The organism is Neobacillus sp. 204, from assembly GCF_046562815.1.
In the GTDB taxonomy this organism is placed as follows: Bacteria; Bacillota; Bacilli; order Bacillales; family Cytobacillaceae; genus Neobacillus.
Window position 1 is genome coordinate 306295 of the sequence record NZ_JBJORY010000007.1, and the last position, 24521, is coordinate 330815.

18 protein-coding genes and 1 pseudogene are annotated in these 24521 nt (G+C 38.6%); 3 read left to right on the forward strand and 16 right to left on the reverse strand.

Features of this window, described 5'->3' with window-relative positions:
- Positions 1-139 precede the first annotated feature (139 nt).
- The 9 genes and pseudogenes from ACJ004_RS16675 to ACJ004_RS16715 all read right to left on the reverse strand — a co-directional run bounded on the left by ACJ004_RS16675 (position 140) and on the right by ACJ004_RS16715 (position 13515).
- Positions 140-307, reverse strand: a complete 168-nt coding sequence (locus ACJ004_RS16675) for a hypothetical protein (protein ID WP_410894262.1) — start codon at positions 305-307, stop codon at positions 140-142.
- A 90-nt stretch (positions 308-397) separates the two neighbouring features.
- Entirely contained in the window at positions 398-2077 is a 1680-nt protein-coding gene (locus ACJ004_RS16680; protein WP_410894263.1) for a glycoside hydrolase family 13 protein, read from the reverse strand.
- Between the two features lie 28 nt (positions 2078-2105).
- Positions 2106-4370 carry a glycoside hydrolase family 31 protein gene (locus ACJ004_RS16685; RefSeq protein ID WP_410894264.1) on the reverse strand — a complete coding sequence of 755 codons (2265 nt, stop codon included), beginning with the start codon at positions 4368-4370 and terminating at the stop codon, positions 2106-2108.
- 64 nt (positions 4371-4434) lie between these two features.
- A complete protein-coding gene (locus tag ACJ004_RS16690) occupies positions 4435-7785 on the reverse strand; it encodes a glycoside hydrolase family 31 protein (protein ID WP_410894265.1) in 3351 nt (1116 codons plus the stop codon).
- Positions 7786-7860: 75 nt separating this feature from the next.
- On the reverse strand, positions 7861-9126 hold the full coding sequence (locus ACJ004_RS16695; protein ID WP_410894266.1) for an ABC transporter substrate-binding protein: 1266 nt from the start codon (positions 9124-9126) through the stop codon (positions 7861-7863).
- Positions 9127-9154: 28 nt separating this feature from the next.
- On the reverse strand, positions 9155-10000 hold the full coding sequence (locus ACJ004_RS16700) for a carbohydrate ABC transporter permease (protein WP_410894326.1): 846 nt from the start codon (positions 9998-10000) through the stop codon (positions 9155-9157).
- A 9-nt stretch (positions 10001-10009) separates the two neighbouring features.
- Positions 10010-10885 (reverse strand): carbohydrate ABC transporter permease, encoded by an 876-nt coding sequence (locus ACJ004_RS16705; protein ID WP_410894267.1) that lies wholly within the window; start codon positions 10883-10885, stop codon positions 10010-10012.
- A gap of 15 nt (positions 10886-10900) precedes the next feature.
- On the reverse strand, positions 10901-12121 hold the full coding sequence (locus ACJ004_RS16710) for an ROK family protein (RefSeq protein WP_410894268.1): 1221 nt from the start codon (positions 12119-12121) through the stop codon (positions 10901-10903).
- A gap of 738 nt (positions 12122-12859) precedes the next feature.
- Positions 12860-13515: pseudogene (locus tag ACJ004_RS16715) on the reverse strand (RNA-guided endonuclease TnpB family protein).
- 249 nt (positions 13516-13764) lie between these two features.
- On the opposite strand from ACJ004_RS16715, the gene ACJ004_RS16720 reads away from it, so the two are divergent.
- Positions 13765-14139, forward strand: a complete 375-nt coding sequence (locus ACJ004_RS16720; protein ID WP_410894269.1) for a DUF4430 domain-containing protein — start codon at positions 13765-13767, stop codon at positions 14137-14139.
- A 389-nt stretch (positions 14140-14528) separates the two neighbouring features.
- Here ACJ004_RS16720 and ACJ004_RS16725 read toward each other — a convergent pair whose 3' ends face one another.
- On the reverse strand, positions 14529-16067 hold the full coding sequence (locus ACJ004_RS16725) for a GNAT family N-acetyltransferase (RefSeq protein WP_410894271.1): 1539 nt from the start codon (positions 16065-16067) through the stop codon (positions 14529-14531).
- A 506-nt stretch (positions 16068-16573) separates the two neighbouring features.
- Here ACJ004_RS16725 and ACJ004_RS16730 point away from each other — a divergent pair.
- Positions 16574-16831, forward strand: coding sequence for a Spo0E family sporulation regulatory protein-aspartic acid phosphatase (locus tag ACJ004_RS16730; RefSeq protein WP_410894272.1), 258 nt, complete (start codon positions 16574-16576; stop codon positions 16829-16831).
- A 923-nt stretch (positions 16832-17754) separates the two neighbouring features.
- Here ACJ004_RS16730 and ACJ004_RS16735 read toward each other — a convergent pair.
- The 5 genes from ACJ004_RS16735 to ACJ004_RS16755 form a co-directional block, all read right to left on the reverse strand.
- Positions 17755-17928 carry a hypothetical protein gene (locus ACJ004_RS16735; protein WP_410894273.1) on the reverse strand — a complete coding sequence of 58 codons (174 nt, stop codon included), beginning with the start codon at positions 17926-17928 and terminating at the stop codon, positions 17755-17757.
- A 750-nt stretch (positions 17929-18678) separates the two neighbouring features.
- Complete coding sequence (locus tag ACJ004_RS16740) at positions 18679-19446, reverse strand: SurA N-terminal domain-containing protein (protein WP_410894274.1); 768 nt, start codon at positions 19444-19446, stop codon at positions 18679-18681.
- A gap of 212 nt (positions 19447-19658) precedes the next feature.
- Positions 19659-20528, reverse strand: a complete 870-nt coding sequence (locus ACJ004_RS16745; RefSeq protein ID WP_410894275.1) for a DUF1002 domain-containing protein — start codon at positions 20526-20528, stop codon at positions 19659-19661.
- 615 nt (positions 20529-21143) lie between these two features.
- Positions 21144-21773, reverse strand: a complete 630-nt coding sequence (locus ACJ004_RS16750) for an FMN-dependent NADH-azoreductase (protein ID WP_410894276.1) — start codon at positions 21771-21773, stop codon at positions 21144-21146.
- 167 nt (positions 21774-21940) lie between these two features.
- Positions 21941-22105: a hypothetical protein gene (locus ACJ004_RS16755; RefSeq protein ID WP_410894278.1), complete on the reverse strand. Its 165-nt coding sequence runs from the start codon at positions 22103-22105 to the stop codon at positions 21941-21943.
- A gap of 536 nt (positions 22106-22641) precedes the next feature.
- On the opposite strand from ACJ004_RS16755, the gene ACJ004_RS16760 reads away from it, so the two are divergent.
- Entirely contained in the window at positions 22642-23124 is a 483-nt protein-coding gene (locus tag ACJ004_RS16760; RefSeq protein WP_410894280.1) for a sigma-70 family RNA polymerase sigma factor, read from the forward strand.
- Between the two features lie 170 nt (positions 23125-23294).
- On the opposite strand, the gene ACJ004_RS16765 is transcribed toward ACJ004_RS16760, so the two are convergent.
- On the reverse strand, positions 23295-24479 hold the full coding sequence (locus ACJ004_RS16765) for an FAD-dependent monooxygenase (RefSeq protein WP_410894282.1): 1185 nt from the start codon (positions 24477-24479) through the stop codon (positions 23295-23297).
- Between the last annotated feature and the right edge of the window lie 42 nt (positions 24480-24521).

Here is a 24521-nt window from a genome sequence, read left to right on the forward strand (position 1 = left end):
TGCCACCTAAATGAGTAAGTAATATTGAATAAATATTTCCATGATTGTGATAACAATTCCTGCTCCAATAATAAACGAATAAAAATACGGTCAGTGTTCATTGACCGTATTTTTATATCATTTTAATTTGAAGTTGGAATCAACATGAGCGATGATCCGTTTCGTCAGATGAGTAGGCATCGAAGCAACCATTGCTTCCGTCGGAGGTTCTAACTTCTTTTGATAATTCCGCTTTAATTAAAAGATCAAAAATTGCTAGTTTCTCTTCACGCAACATTTCACGTACAGCCCGATTTTTTTTTTCCAAGATCCTTCACAAACTTCAAAAGGGCTTCAAATGTCCTTTTAAATAGTTAGACGATTGTTTCCTTATTATAATCTGCCACTATTTTCTAACCTAAAGGGAATATACCACTGCCTCAAAAGGATTTAACACACTTCTACTATCCTTATTCTCGTCATTCGTAATAATAATCGAAGCATCCCGCAACAATTCACAAATACCTTCATCAGCAACATCAACGACTTGGTCAGAAAAATTACACAGGGTTATTAACGTTTCCTTTTCCCCAATTCGTTTATAAGCAAAGATATTAGGATCACTTACCAAAATCAGCTCAAACCTGCCAGTTGTAATGATATCCATGTCTTTTCGAAGCTGAATAAGACGCTGATAGTAGTAATAAATCGAATTTGGATCATCGAGAGCTGCCTTTGCATTAATTTCCGTATATCGTGGGTTTACGTTAATCCAAGGTGTCCCGGACGTAAATCCTCCATTTTCTGAATCATCCCATTGCATTGGTGTACGGGCATTATCTCTGCCTTTGGCATAAATAGCCTCCATAATCCTTTCGTGTGACCATCCTAATTTCAACTTTTCCTTATACATATTCAACAGCTCAATATCGCGGTAATCCTCTAATGTATCAAAGTGCACATTGGTCATACCGATTTCTTCACCTTGATAGATATATGGTGTCCCCTGCATCATATGAAGACAGGTTGCCAGCATTTTGGCAGACTTAATGCGATATTCCTGGTCATTCCCAAAACGGGACACGATTCGCGGCTGATCATGGTTGTTCCAGTACAAACTGTTCCAGCCTACTTCATGTAGCGATGTCTGCCATTTTTCAAAGTTTTCCTTAAGCTCAACTAAATCCAGTGCCTTTAGATTCCATTTATCTCCATTTACACAATCAAAATTCATGTGTTCAAAAGTAAACACCATATTTAATTCTTTACTCTCTGGGTTTGTATACACCATTGCATCCTCAGGAGACGCCCCCGGCATTTCGCCTACGGTTAATACGTTATAATTGGAAATCACTTCAGTATTTATTTCTTTTAAGAACTCATGAATGCGTGGTCCATTTACAAAATACGGACCGCTGTCACCGTATAGCTGGCCTTCTGCCACGACTCCATCTGAATAGGAAGGATCTTTTGAGATGAAGTTGATGACATCCATACGGAACCCATCGATTCCTTTATCCAGCCAAAACCTCATCATGTCATAAATGTCTGATCTTAATTTTGGGTTCTCCCAATTTAAATCTGGCTGCTTGGTCGCAAATAAATGAAGATAATACTGCTTCGTTTCTTCATCATACTGCCAAGCAGACCCGCTGAAAATAGACCCCCAGTTCGTTGGAGGTTCCTCATTCTCTTTGCCATCACGCCAAATGTAATAATCCCGATAAGGGTTATCCTTGCTGGTCTTCGATTCTACAAACCATTGATGCTCATCCGATGTGTGATTCACGACCAGGTCCATGACTAGCTTCATTTCCCGTTGGTGCATTTCCATTAATAATTGATCGAAATCTTCCATCGTTCCATATTGGTCAAAAATGGTTCGATAGTTTCGAATATCATAGCCATTATCTTCTTGAGGAGAGTCATAAATCGGTGACAGCCAGATGACATCCACGCCAAGGGTTTTCAGGTAATCCAACCGTTCAATGATGCCTTGAATATCACCGATTCCATCCCCATTGCTATCGTTAAAGCTTTTTGGATAGATTTGATACACAACGCTTTTTTTCCACCAGTTTTTTGTCTCTCTCTTCATGTTGCTGCTTCCCCTTCACTTTAGATTTTCATTTATTTAGTCCAATGATTTCAATATTTTTAATCGAAGCGACCTCAGTATAAAAGCCTTCCCGTTCCGTTCTAAGCTCCAGGTCCTCACCCATTTTAAAGGTTGATAAACTAAATTCGCCATCATGATAATCATAGGAATAACCATCATCTTCATAAAGATAACCCATCATTCCATTTTCCGAATGATAGATTTGCAATTCAATATCTTGCTTTTCTTTTGTATTTTTAACAGCACTTCCTAACGGTAAAATCGTACCGGCCTTAATAAAGATTGGCAGTGTATCCAAATCAGCTACTATAAGATGATACTTACCACCCTCATACTTTTCACGAGTCCAAAAGTCATACCACGTGCCCTCTGGCAAATAAACAGAACGATGGCTTTGACCAGGTCGAAGAATTGGAGCGACTAATAGCTGACCTCCTACTAATATTTGATCACTGCATTGGAAGGTTTCAGGGTCATTTGGATATTCCATTACCAATGGACGAACAATCGGAAGGCCCGTTTTTTCAGTTTCATGAAACAAGGAATACAGGTACGGCATAAAGCGATACCGCAGCTCAATATATTTTTTCACGGATGCTAATGTTTCCATCCCAAACGCCCAAGGCTCCTGATAAATCGAATCTTGTACACTATGATTACGGAAATACGGCATGAAAGCACCAACCTGAGTCCAGCGGATCAGTAATTCTGGAGTGGTATCCGAGGAAAATCCGCCAACATCTGCTCCCGTAAACGCTACCCCTGACAGTCCAAGATTCATAATCATCGGTAATGACATTTCTAGATGCTCCCAGTGGCTTCGATTATCTCCCGTCCATACAGCAGAATACCTTTGAACTCCAGCATATCCTGCTCGTGTCAGAGAAAATGGCCGGCCATTGCCTAACAGCTTCTGCAGCCCTTCAAAGGTGGCCTTACTCATATACAAGCCATACAAGTTATGCCCCTCGCGATGAGTAATTTCCTTTCCGTCTGCATTGTGAATGACATCTAAATCCATGGTTTTGGATTCATTGAAAACAGAAGGCTCATTCATGTCATTCCATATTCCTCTAATCCCCAAGTCAGTATAGAAGCGGTGTAGCTCCCCCCACCATTCCTGAACCTGGCTGTTAAAGAAATCCGGAAACGCACTGATCCCTGGCCATACTTCTCCATAATAAACTTCGCCGCTCAAGTACTTACTGAAATACCCCTTCTTCATTCCCTCATAGTAAACGGGATAGTCCACGTCTTTTTTAATCCCTGGGTCCACGATGGGAACCACATCAATATTCTCACGCGCAAGTTCCTTAATTAATTCCTTATACTGTGGAAACTTGTCTTCATCGAATGTAAAGACGCGAAAACCATCCATATAATGAATATCTAGAAACACACAATCTAACGGAATTTCAAAGTCCTTAAACCGGGTGACAATATCCTTTACCTCATCCTGAGAGGTATAACTATACCGTGACTGGTGATAGCCAAGCGACCACTTTGGCGGCAAGGGTGTTTTCCCTGTCAGTCTTGTATACAACGTAATAACCTCTTTCACATCTTGTCCCAGCATGATATAGGTGTTTACCTGCCCGCCTTCAGCCATAATCGTTAACTGATCAGTTTTGCTTTGCATATCGAACTCAGTCCGAAATGTATTATCAAAGTAGATTCCTGTTGATTTCGTTGTTTCATGCATAAGAACGAACGGAATCGTTTGATAGAGCTCGACCGTATCTTTATTGTGAGGAGCGTAGACATCGGTATTCCAATTGCTGATCTTTGAACCATTTTTGTTAATAAATCCGCTTTTTTCACCTAAACCATAGATAGGAGAATCGGGATTCTTTTTTATTGAAAAATAAACATGTTTTTCTGAATTATAAGCGACGGCAGGAGTGTCTGTTTGAAAAAGAACTTCTCCTTCTTTTTTAACACTCAGTCTAAAACTCTCTTTTTCAATAATGACCTCGTTTTCACCAATCTGTAAATAAAGGCTGCGATCATTTTCCTCCAATGTTCCAGACATACGCTCCGTATCACCAGCTGCAGCGATGGAAGCTGCCGTATCCACTTCACCAAAAGGATTAACGATCAATCTCATGGTCTTATCATTAATAAAATAAATACAAAATGTACCCTTTGAAAGTGTCCCTGTTAAAACCTTTCCATCCCACTTATACGAGTTAACGGAAGTAACTGCGTGACGGACCTCAACTTTTCGATTTACCTTAGAAGGCAAAATAGCATAGCTTGTTGTCTCTAACATAATGTACCTTCCTTTTTTAATCACAAACCGTGATTTAGTCAATCAAGGATTGTATATAGAATGCTTACTGCCTTGTAATCCTCAAAGGTTTAGAACTTCCAACTACTTCAAATTCCAATCCATCTAATTTTCCGATCACATTCAGGACCAGTACATCTTCTTCATCTTGAATGGAAACAACGATTTTATTGTCAAGATGATCTTCTAGTGTTTGTTCAAAATCACTTTCGAAATAAATTTTGCAAACGGGATTGTTATAGTTTGTTATATTATTGCCTACCCAAGAACCCAGTTGCCTGCTCTCATCGACATTGAACAGCAATGCGGTATTCCCTTTAACATAAACGGGTATCTGGTCCACTTGTGCAGCGACAGCAGCAAGGACTGGTCCACTAACCTTTTCATTTGTCCAAAGATCAAACCAAGTGCCCTCTGGCAGATACACATTTCTTGTGATTGAACCTTCTTCAATAATTGGTGCAACCAATAGTGATTCCCCGAAAAGGTATTCATCATATAAACCTCGTAACCTGCTGTCTTCTGGATAATCCACCATTAATGCCCTCATCAAAGGCAGACCTGATTCACTCGTCTTTTTAGCCTCCTGATAGATATACGGTAAAAGGTTCATTCGGACATTGGCAAAGAAACGATATACATCAATGACTTGATCTACCCCTGTTCTCTCCGCGATATTCCAAGGTGTCCGGTCTTGATTAAATTCTGCTTTACTTTCCGCATGGTACTGCATGATCGGGCAAAATGCCGCCATTGCGGAAGAACGCATAAACAGTTCTGCTGTAGGGATTTCTCCATTGAAACCTGCCAAATCCCAGCTCCAAAACGGAATCCCCGCTAATCCTGCATTTAACCCTGCGATTAAAGAACGTTTAAATGCTGCAAACGTTGAGCGTTCATCACCTGCCCAGTGAGCAGGGAAGTTCTGTGCTCCCGTATAGCCTGCCCGGCTGAACGTAATCCCGTTATTTTGCTGGGCAAACTGATAATACGCAGCGATATAATCATTCGGGTATTGATTGCGCATTTCACTGCCTGTTTGACCATTGGCGAAACGCAGATTTTTACCGAAAACAAATTCACCGCCATCGGTTTTAAATCCATCTACGCCAATGTCAATTAAATACTGACGCTTATTAAACCACCATTCGGAACCCTCTTCATGGCTAAAATCCATGATTAAGCTGTTCGTAAACCAGTTCTCCGGAATACGATAAGGCGTTCCATCCCCATTTTTTACCACATAGCCCTTTTCAATCATATAGGCTTCATCTTGATCTTTCAGCGGATGCTGCTGTTTGTTTAAATATTTTTGAATCGGAATTTGCCAAAGGATTAGTTTTAATCCATTTTCATGAAGATAGTCGACCATTCCTTTTGGATTTGGCCATCTACCCCATTCCGGAAACACCATTTCCTCGTAGCTATGGATTTCTCCAGGATTTTTAAGATTGTACTCTGCATCATTGAACATATAATAGGTAGCCTCGTCACTCCATTGTTCAAGAACAATCACGGTTGCAGGGATTTGATAGTGGTTAGTTGCCTCCACTTCTTTTCTTACGACCGATTCTCGATCCCAGTTATTGCTCGACATCCATGGGCCGAGCGCCCAAACCGGAATCATTTTTGGTTTTCCGGTATCCTTTGTAAAGGCTTGAATGTTCTCTTTATAATCACCAAAATATAAATGGATCTTTGTTTCGGTGATATAAGGCACCTGTTCAATCGTTATCGTACATTTATCTTTCAGCTCGCTGGCAATATCAAATTTGGTATATAAATTGGTATCAATAAAGCAGCCATAGCCTGAATTGGTAATATAGAAAGGGATTGGCATATAGGTTCTTGTGCCCTGATCCCGATATTGGTTATAGACAAAGCAATCAATTACTTCTCCGCGCTGTTCTGTTGCATTATAGCGTTCGCCAAAGCCGTAAAACTGTTCACTTTCCGGGCTGTACCAATGAATGAGAAACTCTTTAACCTGATGAGTTACGTCCGTCTTCCATTCAATCGCTGCATATAGCGGATGAGTAGCGAGAATTCTTTCATCGCCTTTGTATAGTTCGATGATGGCTTGATCTAGAATGACTTTTAAGGTGAACTCGCCAGATTCCAATAAGGCGGTATTTGAATGACTCTCCACGTCAGATACCTCCACATTTTGCTGCAGACTAATATCTAAACCACTTTGTCCAAAAGAGAATGATAAACCATGCGTCATTTCAGCTTCGCCAAATGCTAATAAAATCTCACTATTTGTTTGTTTAACCAATTGGAACTGTTCAATTCTATGTTTTTCTAACGAAGAAACCTCATAGGTTTCTGACACCACTTGTTCTCCACCGCTAAGGGTGGCAGCAAAGTAATACTGATAGCTCTCATGGTACGGAAGCGGTGATACCTTCGTTTCATATACTTGTGTATTATTTTTCACAACTGGTTTTAATAGTTCTTCAATACTCCATGTTTTCGATTCATTCTCCAGCTTCACCACAACAGCCTCTACTGTTTCATCTGTAAGGACCTGACACGTTAACTGGAGGTACTGATCTAATGCAGGTGAATGTGGAATTCGCTCTGTCAATTGCGGAATATACACATTCCCGTGTCCATATGGCGTATGGACAATTTTGTTTTTCTCGAGTATCCCTTCCGCTGCATAATGGTCATAGATGGCTAATATCACATCTGCTAATTCGTCAGGCTCAACGCCTTTTCGTGCCATTTCCGAATAATATAAAGCCTTTTCTCGATCCGACTTTTCTAAATAATATAGGGCAAACATAGCAGCCGCCGCTGAAGATGGATACTGTGCACCTGCAAATGGCAATAATTCATTTTCATTCGCCAATTGCACAGACATTCTCTGAACTGCTTCAACCACAATTAAGTCCTCTGGTGAAAACAATCCATACGGCATAACCGCTAGCAGCTGGTCAACAGATAAGCCTCTTTCGTTTGTTCCATTTAGCACAGAACCGCCCGACAGTAAATGATTAAATACATAATCCCGGATTTCTGTCATCGTCTTCTGAACCATGAAATGATTTCTGACATTCTTCGTTTCAAGTAGCGCGGCATAGGCCATCGCTATATTTGATAGATAGATATCTGTTCTTTTTTCTCCCCATATACTTAGATTTGGCTTTGACCATTGTTCACATAAATACTTTGTATACGGGATATAATCAATCGTTGATAATCGGGGATTATTTGGTTGAAGTGAAATTTGTTTTTGCAGGAGCCATACCCATGTCGAGATGTTGTAAAAAGAATCCCGCTCCAAATCAGGCTGACGATCGACCAGAAATGTTTCTACTTCTCTGAAATTGCCTTTTAATTGTTCAAGATAAACAATTAGTAAATTGATATATTCCTTTGAATGTTTCATGATAGTCTCCCTTTATAGAAAAGGATATAAGTGCCAGAACCACTTATATCCTTTTTTTAGTTAATAGAGAATTGATTATTGATTCAGTATTCCCTTGTATTCAGCTTCCAACGATTCTAATACTTCTTTCGTTGTTTTCTCACCATCCAAAGCTTGCTGGAATTGTTTATTGGTTTCGTCACTAATCTTACTCCAGTTTTCTACAACAGGCGGAAGTACTAAAGAATCTAATGCTTCAAATACAGCCTTTCTGTTTTGTGGAGGATTTTTTTCTAAATAAGGATTCAAAATATCTTGATTTGTAATCGCTGGCAGCTCCCATGCAGAATCTACACGAATTTTTGCTACATCTTCACTAGCACTCATGAATGAGGCAAATTTGTATGCTGCTTCCTTCGCTTTAGAATCCTTCGAAACCGCTAGTCCGTTCGCGAAGAAATGATGTGCTTTTTGGGTGTTTCCGGCTTCAAGCTGAACATCCCAATTAAACGGAAGATCCTTGAACGCATCGAACATCCAGATTCCAGTATGAAGAATCGCTAATTTACCGCTTTTAAACAAATCTTCCGGTGATTGGCCAGACAAATCAGCCGATGATGGAGAAACTTTATCCTTTGTTACTTTATCAACCATGTAATTAAGTGCTTCTAAATTTTCAGGACTATTAATCACGATCTTCCCATCTTTATCAAAAATTTGACCGCCATTTTGGGCTGCGATTTTAAAGAATTCATTCATCGTAACGGGAGCGAACGTACCCCATACTTTATTGTTCTTATCATTTAATTTTTTCGCTGCGTCAAGTTCATCTGCCCATTTCCAATCAGCTGTTGGATATGCAACGCCTGCTTTATCAAATAAATCTTTATTATAGAATGTCAGGACATTTGAGAAGCTTTCAACCATTCCATATTGTTTACCATCATATTGATAAGCTTTAAACGCCTGCTGATTTAATTGCTCTGGTTTAAAGTCCTTATCATCCTTGATGTACCCTGATAAGTCTGCAAGTGTACCTTTTGAAGCATAATCAACGAAGTTTTCATAATTTAATTCAAATACATCCGGAGCCTTGCCGCCAGCAATACGCGTCTGTAATTTTGTGAAGTAATCATTATAGGCAGCTAATTCAATCTTTACTTTAATGTCAGGATTTTTCGCTTCAAACGCTTTAATCATTTCCTTTAGTTGTGTTTCATGATCAGGTGTTGCGGAAAAGCTAAAGTAATTAATGACTGTTTTTCCGTCTGCTTTGTCCGAGTTCGTGGAAGAAGAACAACCAACAAGAGAAAAAACGAGTAAAGCAATAATTGATAATACCAGCATTCTTGTACTTTTCATCTTAACCTCTCCTATCATATATTAGTTTTTATTCTTTCATTCCGCTCATGGTCATGCCTTGAATAAAGTATTTTTGAGCGAAAAGGTAAACCACTAATATTGGAATCACGCTAATGACCACTCCAGCCATCATTAAACTCCAGTCAGTTGCCCAGCGTCCTTGCAGGAGTGATAAACCTAAAGGCAATGTCGCTAATTCTTCCGAACTAGTCACAATCAACGGCCACAAAAAATTATTCCAGGAAGCCATAAACGTGAAAATCCCGAGCGTTGCGATTGTTGGCTTCACTAATGGCAGACAAACCTTTGAAAATACTTGAAAATGATTGGCTCCATCCATAAATGCTGCCTCTTCTAATTCTTTTGGAACACTTAGCATCGCCTGACGCATTAAAAACGTGCCAAATACGCCAAACATTCCTGGTACAATGAGTGCCTGGTAGGAATCTAACCATCCCAACTCTTTCATTAAAATGAATTGAGGAATCATGGTCACCTGAGAAGGTACCATCATCGTTGCCAGATAGAGCAAAAACAGCTTATCTCTTCCTTTGAATTGCATTCGCGCAAAGGCATATGCTGCCATCGAACTAAGAACAATCTGTCCTAGTGTGGTTAGGACGGCAACCAGAAAGGAGTTGCCTAAAAACTGGATCATCGGAAACATCTCTGAAACGGTTTGATAGTTTTCTATAGTCGGCTGCTTTGGAATAAACTCAGGCGGAAGAACCATCGTTGTATTACTCGTTTTAAAGGAAGTCGAAACCATCCACAAGAATGGAAGCAGCATGATGAAAGCGCCTGCAATTAAAACACCATAAAAGAGTACCTTTTTGATCAAGCTGGGGGGATTTAATTGCTTTTTAGTTAAGATGTTTTCCACCTAATATTCCCCCTTTTTTTGCAGTTTCATTTGAATCAGCGTGAAAATAAATATGACAAGGAATAGCGCCCAGCTCATCGCAGATGCATATCCCATTTCAAAGTAACGGAACGCATGATTATAAATATTTTGTACCAATACAGTTGTGGCACCGCCTGGTCCGCCTTCCGTCATAATCATGACTTGGTCAAAAACTTGAAACGAATTTATCAAAGAGATAATCGTAACAAAGAAGGTCGTCGGTGTTAAAAGCGGCAGTGTAATGCTCCAAAACATACGAAGTTTATTGGCTCCATCGATCGAAGCCGCTTCATAATACGATGGAGAGATATTCTGTAAACCGCCTAAGAACAGTACCATAATAAATCCGATATCCTTCCAGGCACTGGTTAGAATCACACCCAGCATCGCAGTCTTTGGATCGTTTAACCACTGAGGTCCCGTGATCCCCACTAGTGATAATAGATAGTTGATTAATCCATAGTTTGGATTGTAAAGCCATTTCCATACAAGAGAAACGGCCACCCAGCTCGTCACGACCGGTAAAAAATAAACGGCTCGAAACAGTGCACGAAATCTCATATTTTGATTCAGTAATAATGCAGCAGCCAGCCCAAGAACCATCACCAAAGGCAGATAGCCGATGATAAATAAGAAGGTATTTTTAAAAGCTGACCAAAAATCAGGATCTTTTACTAATCGAATGTAGTTCTCAATACCTGTAAATTGAATGGTCCCTACCAGATCCCAACTCGTAAAGCTGATGACTAATGACGATAATATAGGAGTACCTATAAAGATTAGAAAACCAAGTAAATTCGGCAGTAAAAAAATACAGAGCCAAAACAGGGTTTTCTTTCTTGTCATTCCAACCATAACGTTGTACACCTCCTATAATCCTTTTACTTCCATGCCCTCATAGATTGGTTCCTGGAATAGATGATTTATAGCAAGTAAAGCTCCTCCAACCAGCCATTCATTATCTCGTAATCTAGAAGGAACAATTTTTGTTTGAAGATCTACTTTTGCAAAAAAGTTGTCCTGCGAAATCCGACAGACATCCTCTAAAAATAAATGACTATACTTCATTCCTTCACCAGCCATCACTATTTTGTCAGGATTAAGGGTATTGATCAGATTTCGAATTCCATAACCAAGATATTGACTCATTCCTTTCACCAACAGGACAGCAAGTTCATCTCCAAGCTCTGCTTGGTTGGCTACCTCAAAGAAAGAGAAATTCTCAAGCGTTGTATTCGGGAAGTTGTAAAGCAGGTCTTTCCCTTTATTTTCAAAAAAGAACTCTGACGCATACATCTCTAAACAGCCATTTTGGCCGCAGTGACAGGGGTAGCCATTCACTTCGATCGTCGTATGCCCAAATTCCCCAGCACCCCCTATGGACCCGTAATTAATCTTTCGTCCAATCACGACGGTAAGCCCGATACCTGCTCCTACGGACACGACAAGAAAGTCATTACTCTCCTGCCCCTCTCCCTTCCATATTTCAGCGAGCGTATATCCATTGATGTTCTTATCAACAAAGATTTGAATATCAGGAAACTTTTCACTTAACATGTCAGCAATCGGAACATTGTTCCAGCCTAACATCGTGGATCGGATAATAATGCCTTCATGTCGATTAATTAATCCTGAAGATAGAATGCCGATACCAAGCAAGGTCGAAATTTCTTTATGATTCTTTGCAAGAATCTTAGGGATCTGGTCAACAATAATCTCGACAACTGCTTCTGGTGAAGAATACTTTTGAATGGGTACATTACAAGCATCAATAATTTCAGCATTCATGTTCGTCAGTGCCAGCAGCAGCTGCTTTTCTTCGATTTTTATACTAATCGTTGAGCCGTAATCTTTATTGAATTCAAGCAATTTGGCTCTTCTGCCGCCAGTAGAGGTGGACTCTCCAACCTCATGAATCAAGCCTTGACTCGTTAAATCTTCAATAATATAGGTGAGCGTTGAAACGCCCAAATCACACTGCTTTGAAATTTCGATCCTGCTGATGGGATGCTGCTCACGAATGATATTTAAAACTTTAAAGCGATTTATATCCTTTATTAGTTCTTTACTGCCGTTTCTTAGGACACGCATTGATTTCACCTCAAGTAATCACTGAATTACACTTAAAACTTACTTCTTTCAATGAACGAATTAAGTTATAGGTTTATTATAATGTAAGGGTTCTCATATAGCAATTAGTTTTTTTACATTCTCTTATTACTAAATTTAGGGTTTATTGCCAGTTGAATTTTAATCTGTTAGGCTGTTTAATCCCCCTAATCTGGTCTTTTGCAACACCAAAGGGAAGACTGAAAGGTAGAAATTAATATGCCAAAATATGAACAATTATGATTGTTTGCTATCTGTCCCTAAATACACACTGATAAAGTTCTTCTATTAAAAGCAGGTTTTCGGTTAGCCTCAAATGGGTTCAACTGATTATGAAAAAGGCGGTAATTTATTCGATTACTATGAAAATTTCCATCCACATTCAAAATGAAAACCGATTATGGCCCGTGAAAATGTCCTGCAACAGGATTTTTCTACCTGGGTACCGTTGCTATTCTTTTTCCACTTCCTAGGTATAAAAAACCAACTCTATTTATTTGAGTTGGTTTTTTATATGCAATCCTCTTTTACAGGTCACCTTAATTAAGCCAAATATTTCGCCGTTACTTATGATACGGTTCACCACATTTAATCCGAAAAACCTCCAACCACCCTAGTTATCTTCTCAGCTACCTGTTGAACTACTCACCACTTAACACCCTTACAGGTCGTTTGAAGTGGGAGATTCCTAAGTACGGAAGCCTATCGGCTTCTAATTGATTAGGCTATCCCCGTAGTCCCTACGGTTAGAAGTCTTATAGCTTCATCTTTAAGATTTTGTCCTGCGTTAATATCCCTGTCGTGATGTGTTCCACAAGAAGGGCAATCCCATTCACGAAGGTTTAGATTTTTAACGTCTTTGTTTTTATAGCCGCAGCACGAACACAATTGAGAACTAGCGAAGGTTTTAGATACAGCAATCACTTGCTTACCATACCATTTCGCTTTGTATTCTAACATCGTCCGGAACTACGACCACCCAGTTTAGGCAATTTAATTTTGTTGCCTACAATGGCAATATTTCCGTTTGTTTCCTTTGTTGTGTAAGACTGTACTCGATTCTTTTTAGACTTGAAGCGAGGTGCATTGTTTTGCTTTTTAAAGAATCGCGTATACGAATCGGTAAGGTTTTTCAGTGAGGATTGAAGGGTAATGCTATCAACTTCTTTTAGCCATACCAATTCTTTTTTCAACTGTGTCAATTCAGCAGAACATGAATTGTAAGTTAATCCTTTGCCTGTTTCTTTGTAGATATCATTCCATTGTGCTGAAAAGCGATTAAATACAAAACGACCACATCCGATTGTTTTAGCAATTAGGATTTCCTGTTCTTTAGTTGGATAGATACGGAATTTGTATGCTTTGTTGACTAACATTACTTTGCACCTCACTTCCATCAGAACTTATGTTCTTATTATACCATATTTTAGCTATCGACAACCGACATTCATCCCCTCCTACTCATTAGGCTTTGCCCTTCACACTCCTTGAGGAAGGGGTATTCTGTCGGAAGGATGATAAAAAAAGCATCTCTATAAATGACCCCTTTAATTTAACAATTAAATCAATAATTTCTGCCAAATTGCTTACAATATGACTAAAATACGCTAAAAGGAGATTAAAAAATGCTTATTAAAAGGATTGCGATATTTTTACTACTTTTTCTCTTTTTTATATATTCCCCAACACTTGCAATAGAAACGACGGGCACTTTCAGAATTATGAACGACAAAAAAGAGACTATTGTTTCAAAAGAAGTTTCATTTCAAGAAGGAGAAACATTATACGAAGTGACGAAAAGGGCATTTGACGTAGAAGAATCCAAGGATAATATTATATCCATCAACGGTATTAACTCCATTCCGAAGAAAAATATACATTGGGCTGCTTTTGTAAACGGGGATTTTGTAGAAGTACGTTTAGATGAAGTCAATCTCTATGCAAACGATAATGTAGTATGGGCTTTAAAAAACTATGATAATGAGGAAATTTTAAAATAAATGCGCTCCGTCAGATTTTAGAGAATTATGCACTTAAATTTTCCATCATTTGCTGATCGACTACTTTTTCAAAATCAACTGGTTTAGTTAATGTAATTCCCCTGCGATTCATAACAGTAATGATAGTCCTAATTCATAATACATAATCTTAGAAAGTATCCTTTTAATGATGTTCTGATTAATTTCATTAAAAAAATCTAGTAATACATCAGTAGGTAATTTTTCATAACAAGTCATTAGGTACGTTATCGATACAGTATGGGGTCCTGCCAGCGGCGGGACCCCATATTTATCATAAATTCTTGTGACCTCGCAGGACTAGTCGAGAGATAGACATTTATACTTATTCTTCAAATAAGACAAAGAATAAGTAGCCTTTGCAAACGGATTTATTTTTTATAATACACCGAGTACACATCGTGTCTTCTATCCTTAAGCTGTCGTACGGTTCCTGATTGGCGCTGTCTTCTTAATATTTCTAAGTCCACGTCGCCGATGATGACCATCTCAATATTTGGATTACACTCACCAACGATGCCGTCACGGGCAAACTCAAAATCAGACGGTGCAAATATCGCTGATTGAGCGTACTGAATGTCCATATTCTCAGTTTGTGGCAGATTACCTACTGTACCTGCAATTACGGTGTATACCTGGTTTTCAACAGCACGTGCTTGTGCACAGTATCTCACTCGTAAATAACCTTGACGGTCCTCTGTACAGAACGGAGTAAAGATAATTTTTGCACCTTTATTTGTTGCGATACGAGCAAGCTCAGGGAACTCAATGTCGTAGCAAATCTGAATCGCAATTTTACCACAGTCGGTATCGAATACCTTTACTTCATCTCCACGTGTAATACCCCACCATTTTCGCTCGTTTGGCGTAATATGTAGTTTGTATTGCTTCTCAATAGTTCCATCTCTTCTAAATAAGTAAGCAATATTATAGATTTTCTCATCCTCTTCTACGAAATGCGAGCCACCAATAATATTCACATTATATTTTACAGCGAGGTCTGTAAAGAGGTTAATATAGTCCTCTGTAAATTGCGAAATTCGTTGTACAGCCAGACTTGGTGACCGTTCATGTAAAAACGACATAAGCTGTGTTGTAAAAATTTCAGGAAATACAACAAAATCAGATTCTGCATCAGAAGCCACATCGGTATAATATTCTACCTGTGTTGCAAATTCCTCAAATGAATTTATTTGCTTCATCATATATTGCACAACACAAATGCGGACAGGAAATGCTGTTTTATAATATCGCTTTGAATTCGGCTGATAATCTACGTTGTTCCATTCCATTAGTGTTGCGTATTGGTTAGATGCTTGATCATCTGGTAAATATCCAGGATTAATACGCATCATGGTAAACTCGTTCAGCAATTGAAATGAAAGCACAGGGTCGTATATTTTGTGATGAATTACCTGCGCAACGTATTCTCTTGGAGACATTTCCTCTGCATACTTATGATAATTTGGAATACGTCCGCCGATAATGATACTTTTTAGATTCATGCGTCGTGCTAAATCCTTACGAGCTTCGTATAATCGATGACCAATTTTCATTCTTCGATAGTTAGGATGAACCATTACCTCAATGCCATACATATTATAGCCGTCTGGATTATGATTTGTTATATAGCCGTTATCGGTAATATCATCCCATGTATGACGATCATCGTATTCATCAAAGTTCACTAACAGACTAGAGCACGAACCAATGATATTTCCTTCAAACTCTGCACAAAATTGTCCTTCCTGAAAGTGCTCTAGATGACTTTCTAGATGCTCCCGCTTCCACGGCACCATCCCTGGAAAACACGAAGTTTGCAGGGCAATAATCTCATCAATATCCTCAGGCTCAATATTTCGAATTTCAATCCTTTTTTCATACTTCGTTAAATCTAATTCATCTGACATTTCTTTCACCCCTTTACAGCTAGTCCAACCTATACTCTACTATGTAATGTTTACCTACAGCTTTCGCTTCATGTATTTCACTCATAGTTGAAGCGGGTTTCTCTTGGTAACATTCCTTTCACCATTTTTTGAAACTAATATGACTGATATAAGTCCTTCCTCCCCCTCTTTTTTCAGATATTCCCAACCAAATCTTAAGTGCTTTCAATTATATATAATAGAAGAAACTCGTTTTTTTTAGTTATCAGATTAACTTACTATCTACCTATTAGGCGTTTGAATACCTAGTCTTAAAGTCATTTAACTCTTTTGGGACTGCCATATGCGTGAGTAAAACAGGCCCCTTTTTGTCGAAAAACAACAAACCTCGTCTATTTTTGCCACCTTTTAACTTGTTTTATCGAATCTATTCCATATCAGTTAATACATGCTATAATTCATTTCAACTCTATTAGGATCTAACTTTACTAAAATTTTTACTGAAATTTTATAAGGAGTAATCGGCAATGAGACTAGAACAATATGAAGCTGCTATTAAAGAGAAAAAAAACGAAATGATTAAATTGGGAATGACAAAGGGACTTCAAAATGAAGAAACCATCTATTGCAGCCAAGAACTAGACAAACTGCTTAACGATTATAATAGGTTTTTATTGGACAATAAACATTCTAAATCCCTAAATCCTTACGTAGACCTTTACTCAATACTTAAAAAACATGTACATAGGATTTTATCGATTCCTTACAAATATTTTACTACTTAATTGCAATAGTCGTATACTTCAACATAAGTCATTTGAGACCCATTTCTAAATGTGTTTGGATTCGTTAATAATCTATTGAGAATGCACCCATGGCATTCTCTTTTTTTGTCTATTTTAGAAAGGGCTTTTCAGGTGGGAGAAGTAGGAGCTAAGTCCTTCATCTATGTATTGCAACAAACTGGAACAATTGAAAAGTATCACTACGGCTCGGATTAATCTTATAGTTTCTTTTATTAAGGGAAGATAACAGTCTATTTACAAATAGGTGAAGATCCGATTGTTCGACAAATTTTTAAGAATCCCTTGATATAATGGCTATATCTTAGCAGGAAGGGAGTTGAAACCACTAAAACTTTAAAAATAACAAAGGAGGAATCATGGTAGACATTTTACTTTATCTTGCTACATATCTATCTGGTACTCTTGCTACTGTATGGCTGATTACAATCGCCTTTGATCTATTTTTTAAATAAAGCAGCAAGTTCAAGGGGTAGAGAAAATTAGAACGATATTTAAAAGTGTATACAACAGAGGAATTGTTAAAAGAAGCCCAGAAATACATTCCATCCCTTCGTTCTCATTCAGATGATCTCCATAAGTTGAACGAAAAGAAGCTGCCTACATCCCGTCGTAAATACTCTCATTTATTAGGTTCTTGCCACAAACAAAAAATCTCATAAATTTTAAACTATCGGAATTAGCTGATTTGTGCAGAAAATCTAACGTTATGATAAATCAGATGGGTGTAAAATCCTTTCTGAGATTATCCATTATACGGATTTTGAAAAAAAGAGGTAAGATAAAATCAATTGGTGTCAGGCACCGCCCGTAGCTTCAACAAGACAAAAAGGCTTCGCGTGTAGCGAAGCCTTTTTGTTAGCAGAGCTCATATAAATCAATTGTCTTGATGGAAATTAGATATTCTATCCTACTTTACTTTCTTCTATGGCATGCTGCCAACTTGGGTAGTAATACAAAGCACTCCGCATTAAATCAGGATAAAGTTGTTTTACCTCTTTTTTACGTAGAGAATCACCTTGGTTCTGTAACTTCTGGATCTGAGTAATGACTTGCTCTGATGTGAATGGAACATCCATTTTTCATTCCTCCCTTTCCAAGTTATCCTTACTATCTTTCCCATTGGCTAACAATATGAAACCTGAAAACATAGTTGCTTATTTGTCGCCCCTATGTTTTAACAAAGTCTAGCATATCGTATGGGTATTGTGAAGAAATTTGATTGCTATAAAGAATCCCATCAAGAATGGAGGTTGATATTATCAGTATGCTAACTAAAATAAATGAGTTTAATTATTGCAATAACAAATATAATGACAAACCTAAAAATAGATTTCATACATCCGAGGTTCAATGACCTTTTGTCTGTATGACCAGGAAGCATCCAAGAAGTCTCCGCTCTTGGGTCCGAGAAATGTAAGAATACTAGTCAAACGTCCAAAGTCACCTGACCTTTTATTTTTATCTGAATCGTCTTTAAATGCTAAGTATTGTTTATGCTCAGGACAGTACCAGGAGCCTAGGATCTGCCCTTGTTGGAACGTAAGCTCGGATTACGTGTTTGTACGATCCGCAGGGCAAAAGACAAAATATCAAAAGAAGGCAGCCACTTGGCTGCCCTATAATAATACTAGGTGACGATATCACGTTATGTGAGCTCCCCTTCATGTTCATCAGCTGTAGCTGATTTAAATCCATCCCCTTCAGGGAGACTCGTGGATTGTTCCACATAAATTGGCGGCCCGTTGGTCTGCAAGTTACGTAATAAGCATTAACGGCAGTATTACATTTGAGTTATCGTTCAAAAAGGGTCATAGTTTTGGAAATCATTAGATTTTAATGTCAACTTTAGCATTTTTCTTAAGCTTTTCTACTAGTGTAGTGAGCTGTTTTTGTTGTTGTTGTTGTTCAAGTTGTTGCTTAATTTGCGGTTTTACTTCTTCAAGCTTTGGAAGTTTTTGACCACCGGCACTTGCTTGCTGGGCTGATTGGTCATAATAGGCTTGAATTTCTTCATCCGTTACTTCTTCTACTGGTATTTCTTTCTCCATGTACTTCATGTATTGAATATTCTCAGCAGTTTTGGCTTTTAGGGTCGTCATATCCAAACCAGCTAGTTTCATAGCATCTTCAAATTTGTTATCATCTTTATACGATTCTTTCATTTTGACTAATTGTTTTTCAACTTCGTCATCTGATGCTTGATACCCTTTTTTAGCTGCTTCTTGAAGAATCAACGTTTGTCCCACTAAGCTATCGATGGTTTGTTCTTTCACTTGTTTGGCTGCTTCTTTAGAAGTAGGATCTTGTCCCATTTGTTGCATTTGCATTTGTAGTGAAGATAGTACCATATTATAGTCACTACCTAAAACCTCTTCATTATTGATGATAGCAACGGTTTTCTTCTCGTCTATTTTTTGCTTTCCTAGCTTCTTCTGCATTTCCTTCATCTGTTTCTCTTGATCTTGTTGCTCAGTTTGAGCAGTTTTAGTTTGCTCTTTACTATTATTGGATTGTGCACCTTTATCATTTGAACCACAAGCTGTTAGAGTAATAGCCATGATTCCTGCAATAAGAGGATATATAATTTTCTTCATGATCCATCTCCTTTCGTGACCTAGATTTACGATTCTCCATTCAAAAAGATTATCTAGTGATTATTATATTAGACATAGACATTAAATGAAACCCTAAGGGTCCACTCCTTTAATTTGATATATTGATGACAAAATAGAAACTAACACACCTCCAGAAATAATTCCTGCAAAAGAGCCATATTTTGTTACAAAATTCCTTCAACCTTTTTTCATTAAGCAAAAAGGACTCGAATCTCATCAAGTAAGCGATTTAAGAAATCTTGCATCTTTTGTAAAAATGACTGACCATCTTCAGATTGCAAAAATGTCGAGATTTTTTCTGTCGTAACGCTTAATTGTTCTTTTACTTGGTTCCAGTCAATATCCATAGCCTTCAGTTTGTTGAAGAAGTCTACTAACATATCTAAATCTGCATCTGTTAAAGTAATCCCAAGCTCCGTGGCAACTTGTTTAATTAATGCACGCAAGTCAGCTTCTGTTTGCGGTTCATTCTTGGCGATTTCATCCTTGACTTTTCCCATGAGAGCAGCAGCATTGTCCGCTCCAATGGAGTCACCGAGCTGTGCGGTTTTCACCATTTCTTCATTCGCCACTTTTTTGATTTCTTCAGGAATTTCTTCATTAGTTGTCGTTTCATAAGCTTTCATAATTCCCGTCAAAGCAGCTGTACCTGTAACAGAAAATGGAGCGGCAATCTGAATTGTCGCATCCTTTACACCCGCTGTAGTCAAGGCATTTGTATACATTTCATCCGTAACCCATGTAATATTGTTCGTTTGAACCTCTAACCCGGAATCTTTGGCACCGATTGTGATGCTCGCTGATGAAATAGCAATGGAACCAATTTGTGCCTTAGGTATAGACTCCCCTAAATAATCATGCTCTTCTTTATTGGATACGGTAATAATTTGTGCGTTTTCCGGTGCCGCTAACTCTGCTAACATTTCATTTTTTTGCTGTTCGGTTAGGTCTTCTCCTAATGTAACAATGACATCTCCTTCTGCTACGTCTGCAAAGCTGACAGATGGAACAGAGAAAAGCATCGTTATGGCAAGAAACATTGCCTGAAATTTCCGTTTCAAAAAAAGACCTCCTTTTATACATTCAACCATTCATATAAGAATGGGTAATGTTTCACCACTTATATTTATATCAAAAAAAATACTTCCTGAAAAAGTGGCTTTGCATTATCTTAACATAGAGGTTTGGGATTGCATTTAAAGAATGGGTAACATTTTTGCTAATTATATTAAGATTCTTACATGGTAGATAAAAATGTTACAACCTTTACAGTAACCCTCAAAAGCCCAAATTCAAGATGAACAGCATTCCGTTATCAATCTTGATTTTTACGATATGATTCGAATAAATATTACCTAACCCTTCCTTGAAATATATGAAAATTATTGATATCGCATCATTCCCTTTTAATCGATTAAAAAATGCTGCAATTAGGTAATCTTTAAAGGAACTTTAAGCATAACAAAAAGGCTTCGCGGTGTGCGAAGCCTTTTTGTTAGCAGAGTTGATGTTAATTAATTGTCTTGATCGAAATTAGATATTCTATCCTACTTTACTTTCTTCTAAAGTTTGGGAGCTAGAAATAAACGTTTTATGACATGAGAAATACAATAAATAAGCCCTTGGAGAGGTTCTCACAAGGGCACTTTTAACAAATCATAATCTTTAACTTCGACTTAAGCTGTTACCGCGGAAAAATTCTTTGCTACCTTTGCTACTTTTGCTAGACCTTCAGCAATAATTGTTTGTGCTTGATCCGGTGCCGCATTATGTCCTTCGATGATAACTTCGTCAACGATTTCCATTCCGAATAAGCCGCCTACCATATTTTTAATATAAGTAGCTGCCATTTCCATTGGAGCTGCTTCAGGTGTTGAGTAAATACCGCCGCGTGCAGTTAGGATAACAGCCTTTTTGTCAGACATCAAGCCGACTACGCCAGCTTCAGTGTATTTGAAAGTGAAACCTGCTCCAGCTACATAATCGATGAATGTATGCAATTTTGCTGGGATGGTTAAGTTCCATAGTGGGAATGCAAATACAACAACATCTGCTGCAGAAAGAGCATCCATTGCTTTTTGTTTCGCAGCAACAATACGTTGCTCAACATCAGTTAACTCTTCACCAGATTGTAATTTACCGAAAGCATTGAATAAATCTTGACCAAAGTAAGGCATATCTTCGGCAAATACATCGTAAGTTGTTACATTTACGCCTTCTAAGTTCTCCATGAAAGTTTCATACATTCTACTAGAAACAGCCTCAGAAGCTGGACGGTTATTTGCTTTCACTACTAAAATATTCATGTATTTAAAATCTCCTTTTACTATATCTTTGATATGAGTATCTCAGATTCATAATATATTAATCCGAAGTTTTCGTCAAACAAAAGATACTGACATAGGAGGAAAATTTGGCCATGCACTTTTTGTAGTTCAATTCTGGTAGATGGTGGCTTTTTGAGGTCGTGTATTTATGTAAGCAATTTTATTTGCGAAACGAGTACGTTTGTTTGCGAAACTACCAAGTTTGTTTGCGAAACGATCCCATTTATTTGCGAAACCACGACTTTTATTTGCGAAACCATCTTTTGACCCTCCCCAATCGTCTCTACTCCACGATCGCTAACATCTATCAATCTAGACTAACTTTCTGGAAAGCATGACAGGAACTCCAACCATTATCGAGTAAAATGCCCAATACCGCTAACGATCGTATTTAGTTCTTCTAGTGTTGGGATCCCTTCCCAGCCCCCTTTAAATTGGGTTGCTAGGGCACCTTCACACATTTTGCAAATGTTTTGTACGCTTTTTCACAGAATGTTCAAAACTACTCTTTCTTAGGAAAGTCATTTCCCTACTAAACTTCTAAGATACAAATCCCAATTTTTACAAAGGCGATTCCTAATAAATAGAGTAGGAATCGCCTTTTTTTAATGTGAAAACGACCTCATTTTGCCTTTTAAAAAAAACAATTTTGCCATTTACCCCAAAATCAACTGAAACTATAAAAAACGCCTCCTAAAAATAAAATTTGCTAACATAAATACCTTCTAATTCCCCTAAAAAAACCTCCAAAAGTGAATAATGCCGGTTCGATATGCTTGAGCATTCCCGTTATGGTAGAGGTACCCGGGAATATACGAAAAAGCGCGCATTCTGAAAGGATTCTCCCTTGGAAAGCTTTGAACAATTAGTCGCCCAGTACCAACCCATGCTCCACAAAATCATGCGCTCGCTCCACCTTTACAAAGATCATGAAGAATTCTATCAGCACAGTCTCATCGCCCTATGGGAGGTGAGTCAACGATTCGACCCCAGCAAAGGCACCTTCACCAACTATGCCTATACCTACATCAAAGGCTGCCTGCTCATGGAATTAAAAAAATCACACCAAGACCAAGAACGAAATGTGCAACCGGATGAGCAATTCTGGGAACTGGCAGCAGATTCCTATGCTGATGACCCATTACAGGAGGAAATCCTATTATCCTACTGCACTACGCTGACACCGAATCAAAAGAAATGGCTGCTATATACTGTCTGTGATCGCCTATCGATCAAAGAAATTGCCGCAATAGAAAAGGTTTCTTTATCAGCAGTGAAAAGTTGGCGGAGTGGGGCCAGAGAAAAAGTGAAAAATTTAGTGTGGGAGTAAGATTAACGACCAGTCCGGCGAAATAATCATGGGCTCGGTCGTCTATACAGCCTATTGACTACCATCGCACCGATTTTTCCATGGGCTCGGTCGTCTATATAGAACCAAAACAGCCCCATCAAAAAAGGGACACCCCCCTAATCAGGATGGTGTCCCTTCTAAACTACCAATCAAATTTTAGCTGGAAGTTTTTTATAGCCGTACAACCAATCAATCATTTCGAACTCCTTGGCTTCCTTTTTCTCAAAAAGCGTGTTACGGAGCAAAATGGAGACTGGATTTTCTGCATGAATAATTTCTCCCCATAGACGAGCACTTTTTTGGACTTTCGATGCACGCGGAATCCGTTCCTCTTGGTATGCTAAGAAGGCCTGTCCAAAGTTTTCCCCATGAAGCTTAAGCATATCAGCTAAATAGGAAGCATCTTCTAATGCCTGGCATCCACCCTGTGCCAAGTATTGAAGCATCGGATGGGCCGCATCACCTAAAAGGGTGAAATTTCCTTTTGTCCAGTTCTCGATAGGCTCCCGGTCAAACATCGGCCAGCGGATTTGGCGCTGAATGAAGGATAATGCATTTTCCACTAGAGGGTGGCAGCCTTTAAATACTTGATCCATTTCTTCTGGTGTTCCCCAGTCATCAGAATCTGGCTTGTAATTTTGACTTTTGAACACAACTACTTGATTATACAATTCCCCTTTGCGTACAGGATATTGCACAACATGTTGATTAGGACCAATCCACATAATAACGTCATCCATATTGGCGTCATGTCCAATTTCCTCAATCGGAACAGCTCCACGATAGGCAACATAATGAGAACAGACAGCTTCGTCATCGGAAAAATACTTGCGGGTTTTTGACCAAAGACCATCTGCACCAATCACTGCTTTTCCTGTAAATTCATCGCCCAGCTGATTGGTCACAATGACACCAGTTTCATTCTCTTCAACGGTTTCAATGGTTTGACCATTAACAAGGCTAATAAGGGGATTCTTCTTACAGGCTTCATATAATACACGATGCAAATCTGATCGATGTAACACAATATAAGGAAAACCATATTTCTCTTTAAATTCATCCCCTAAATCTAAGACCGACAATTCCTTCGCTGTATAAACATCCTTTAGAACAAGTCGTTGCGGAAAAACAGCATATTTCGAGATCTCCTCCGCCACCCCGAACCGATCTAAGACCGACATCGCATTGGGCCCCATCTGAATTCCTGCTCCAATTTCTCCAAATTGAGGTGCTTGTTCAAGAACCATTGTTTCCTGGCCTGCTTCCGCTGCTGCCAACGCACCAGCCAAGCCTCCGATCCCGCCGCCAATGACGATTACAGGTTTTTTACTCATATTCTCGTCCCCCTTATGATCGAAATACTCTTTAAAAAAATA

Excerpts from the sequence above, each read along its gene's own strand:
- ACJ004_RS16720 (WP_410894269.1), top strand. The coding sequence starts at position 13,765 with ATGCTTATTAAAAGGATTGCGATATTTTTACTACTTTTTCTCTTTTTT.
- ACJ004_RS16740 (WP_410894274.1), bottom strand. The coding sequence starts at position 19,446 with ATGAAGAAAATTATATATCCTCTTATTGCAGGAATCATGGCTATTACT.
- ACJ004_RS16680 (WP_410894263.1), bottom strand. The coding sequence starts at position 2,077 with ATGAAGAGAGAGACAAAAAACTGGTGGAAAAAAAGCGTTGTGTATCAA.
- ACJ004_RS16710 (WP_410894268.1), bottom strand. The coding sequence starts at position 12,121 with ATGCGTGTCCTAAGAAACGGCAGTAAAGAACTAATAAAGGATATAAAT.
- ACJ004_RS16695 (WP_410894266.1), bottom strand. The coding sequence starts at position 9,126 with ATGAAAAGTACAAGAATGCTGGTATTATCAATTATTGCTTTACTCGTT.
- ACJ004_RS16730 (WP_410894272.1), top strand. The coding sequence starts at position 16,574 with ATGAGACTAGAACAATATGAAGCTGCTATTAAAGAGAAAAAAAACGAA.
- ACJ004_RS16735 (WP_410894273.1), bottom strand. The coding sequence starts at position 17,928 with ATGGATGTTCCATTCACATCAGAGCAAGTCATTACTCAGATCCAGAAG.
- ACJ004_RS16750 (WP_410894276.1), bottom strand. The coding sequence starts at position 21,773 with ATGAATATTTTAGTAGTGAAAGCAAATAACCGTCCAGCTTCTGAGGCT.
- ACJ004_RS16685 (WP_410894264.1), bottom strand. The coding sequence starts at position 4,370 with ATGTTAGAGACAACAAGCTATGCTATTTTGCCTTCTAAGGTAAATCGA.
- ACJ004_RS16690 (WP_410894265.1), bottom strand. The coding sequence starts at position 7,785 with ATGAAACATTCAAAGGAATATATCAATTTACTAATTGTTTATCTTGAA.
- ACJ004_RS16705 (WP_410894267.1), bottom strand. The coding sequence starts at position 10,885 with ATGGTTGGAATGACAAGAAAGAAAACCCTGTTTTGGCTCTGTATTTTT.
- ACJ004_RS16765 (WP_410894282.1), bottom strand. The coding sequence starts at position 24,479 with ATGAGTAAAAAACCTGTAATCGTCATTGGCGGCGGGATCGGAGGCTTG.
- ACJ004_RS16725 (WP_410894271.1), bottom strand. The coding sequence starts at position 16,067 with ATGTCAGATGAATTAGATTTAACGAAGTATGAAAAAAGGATTGAAATT.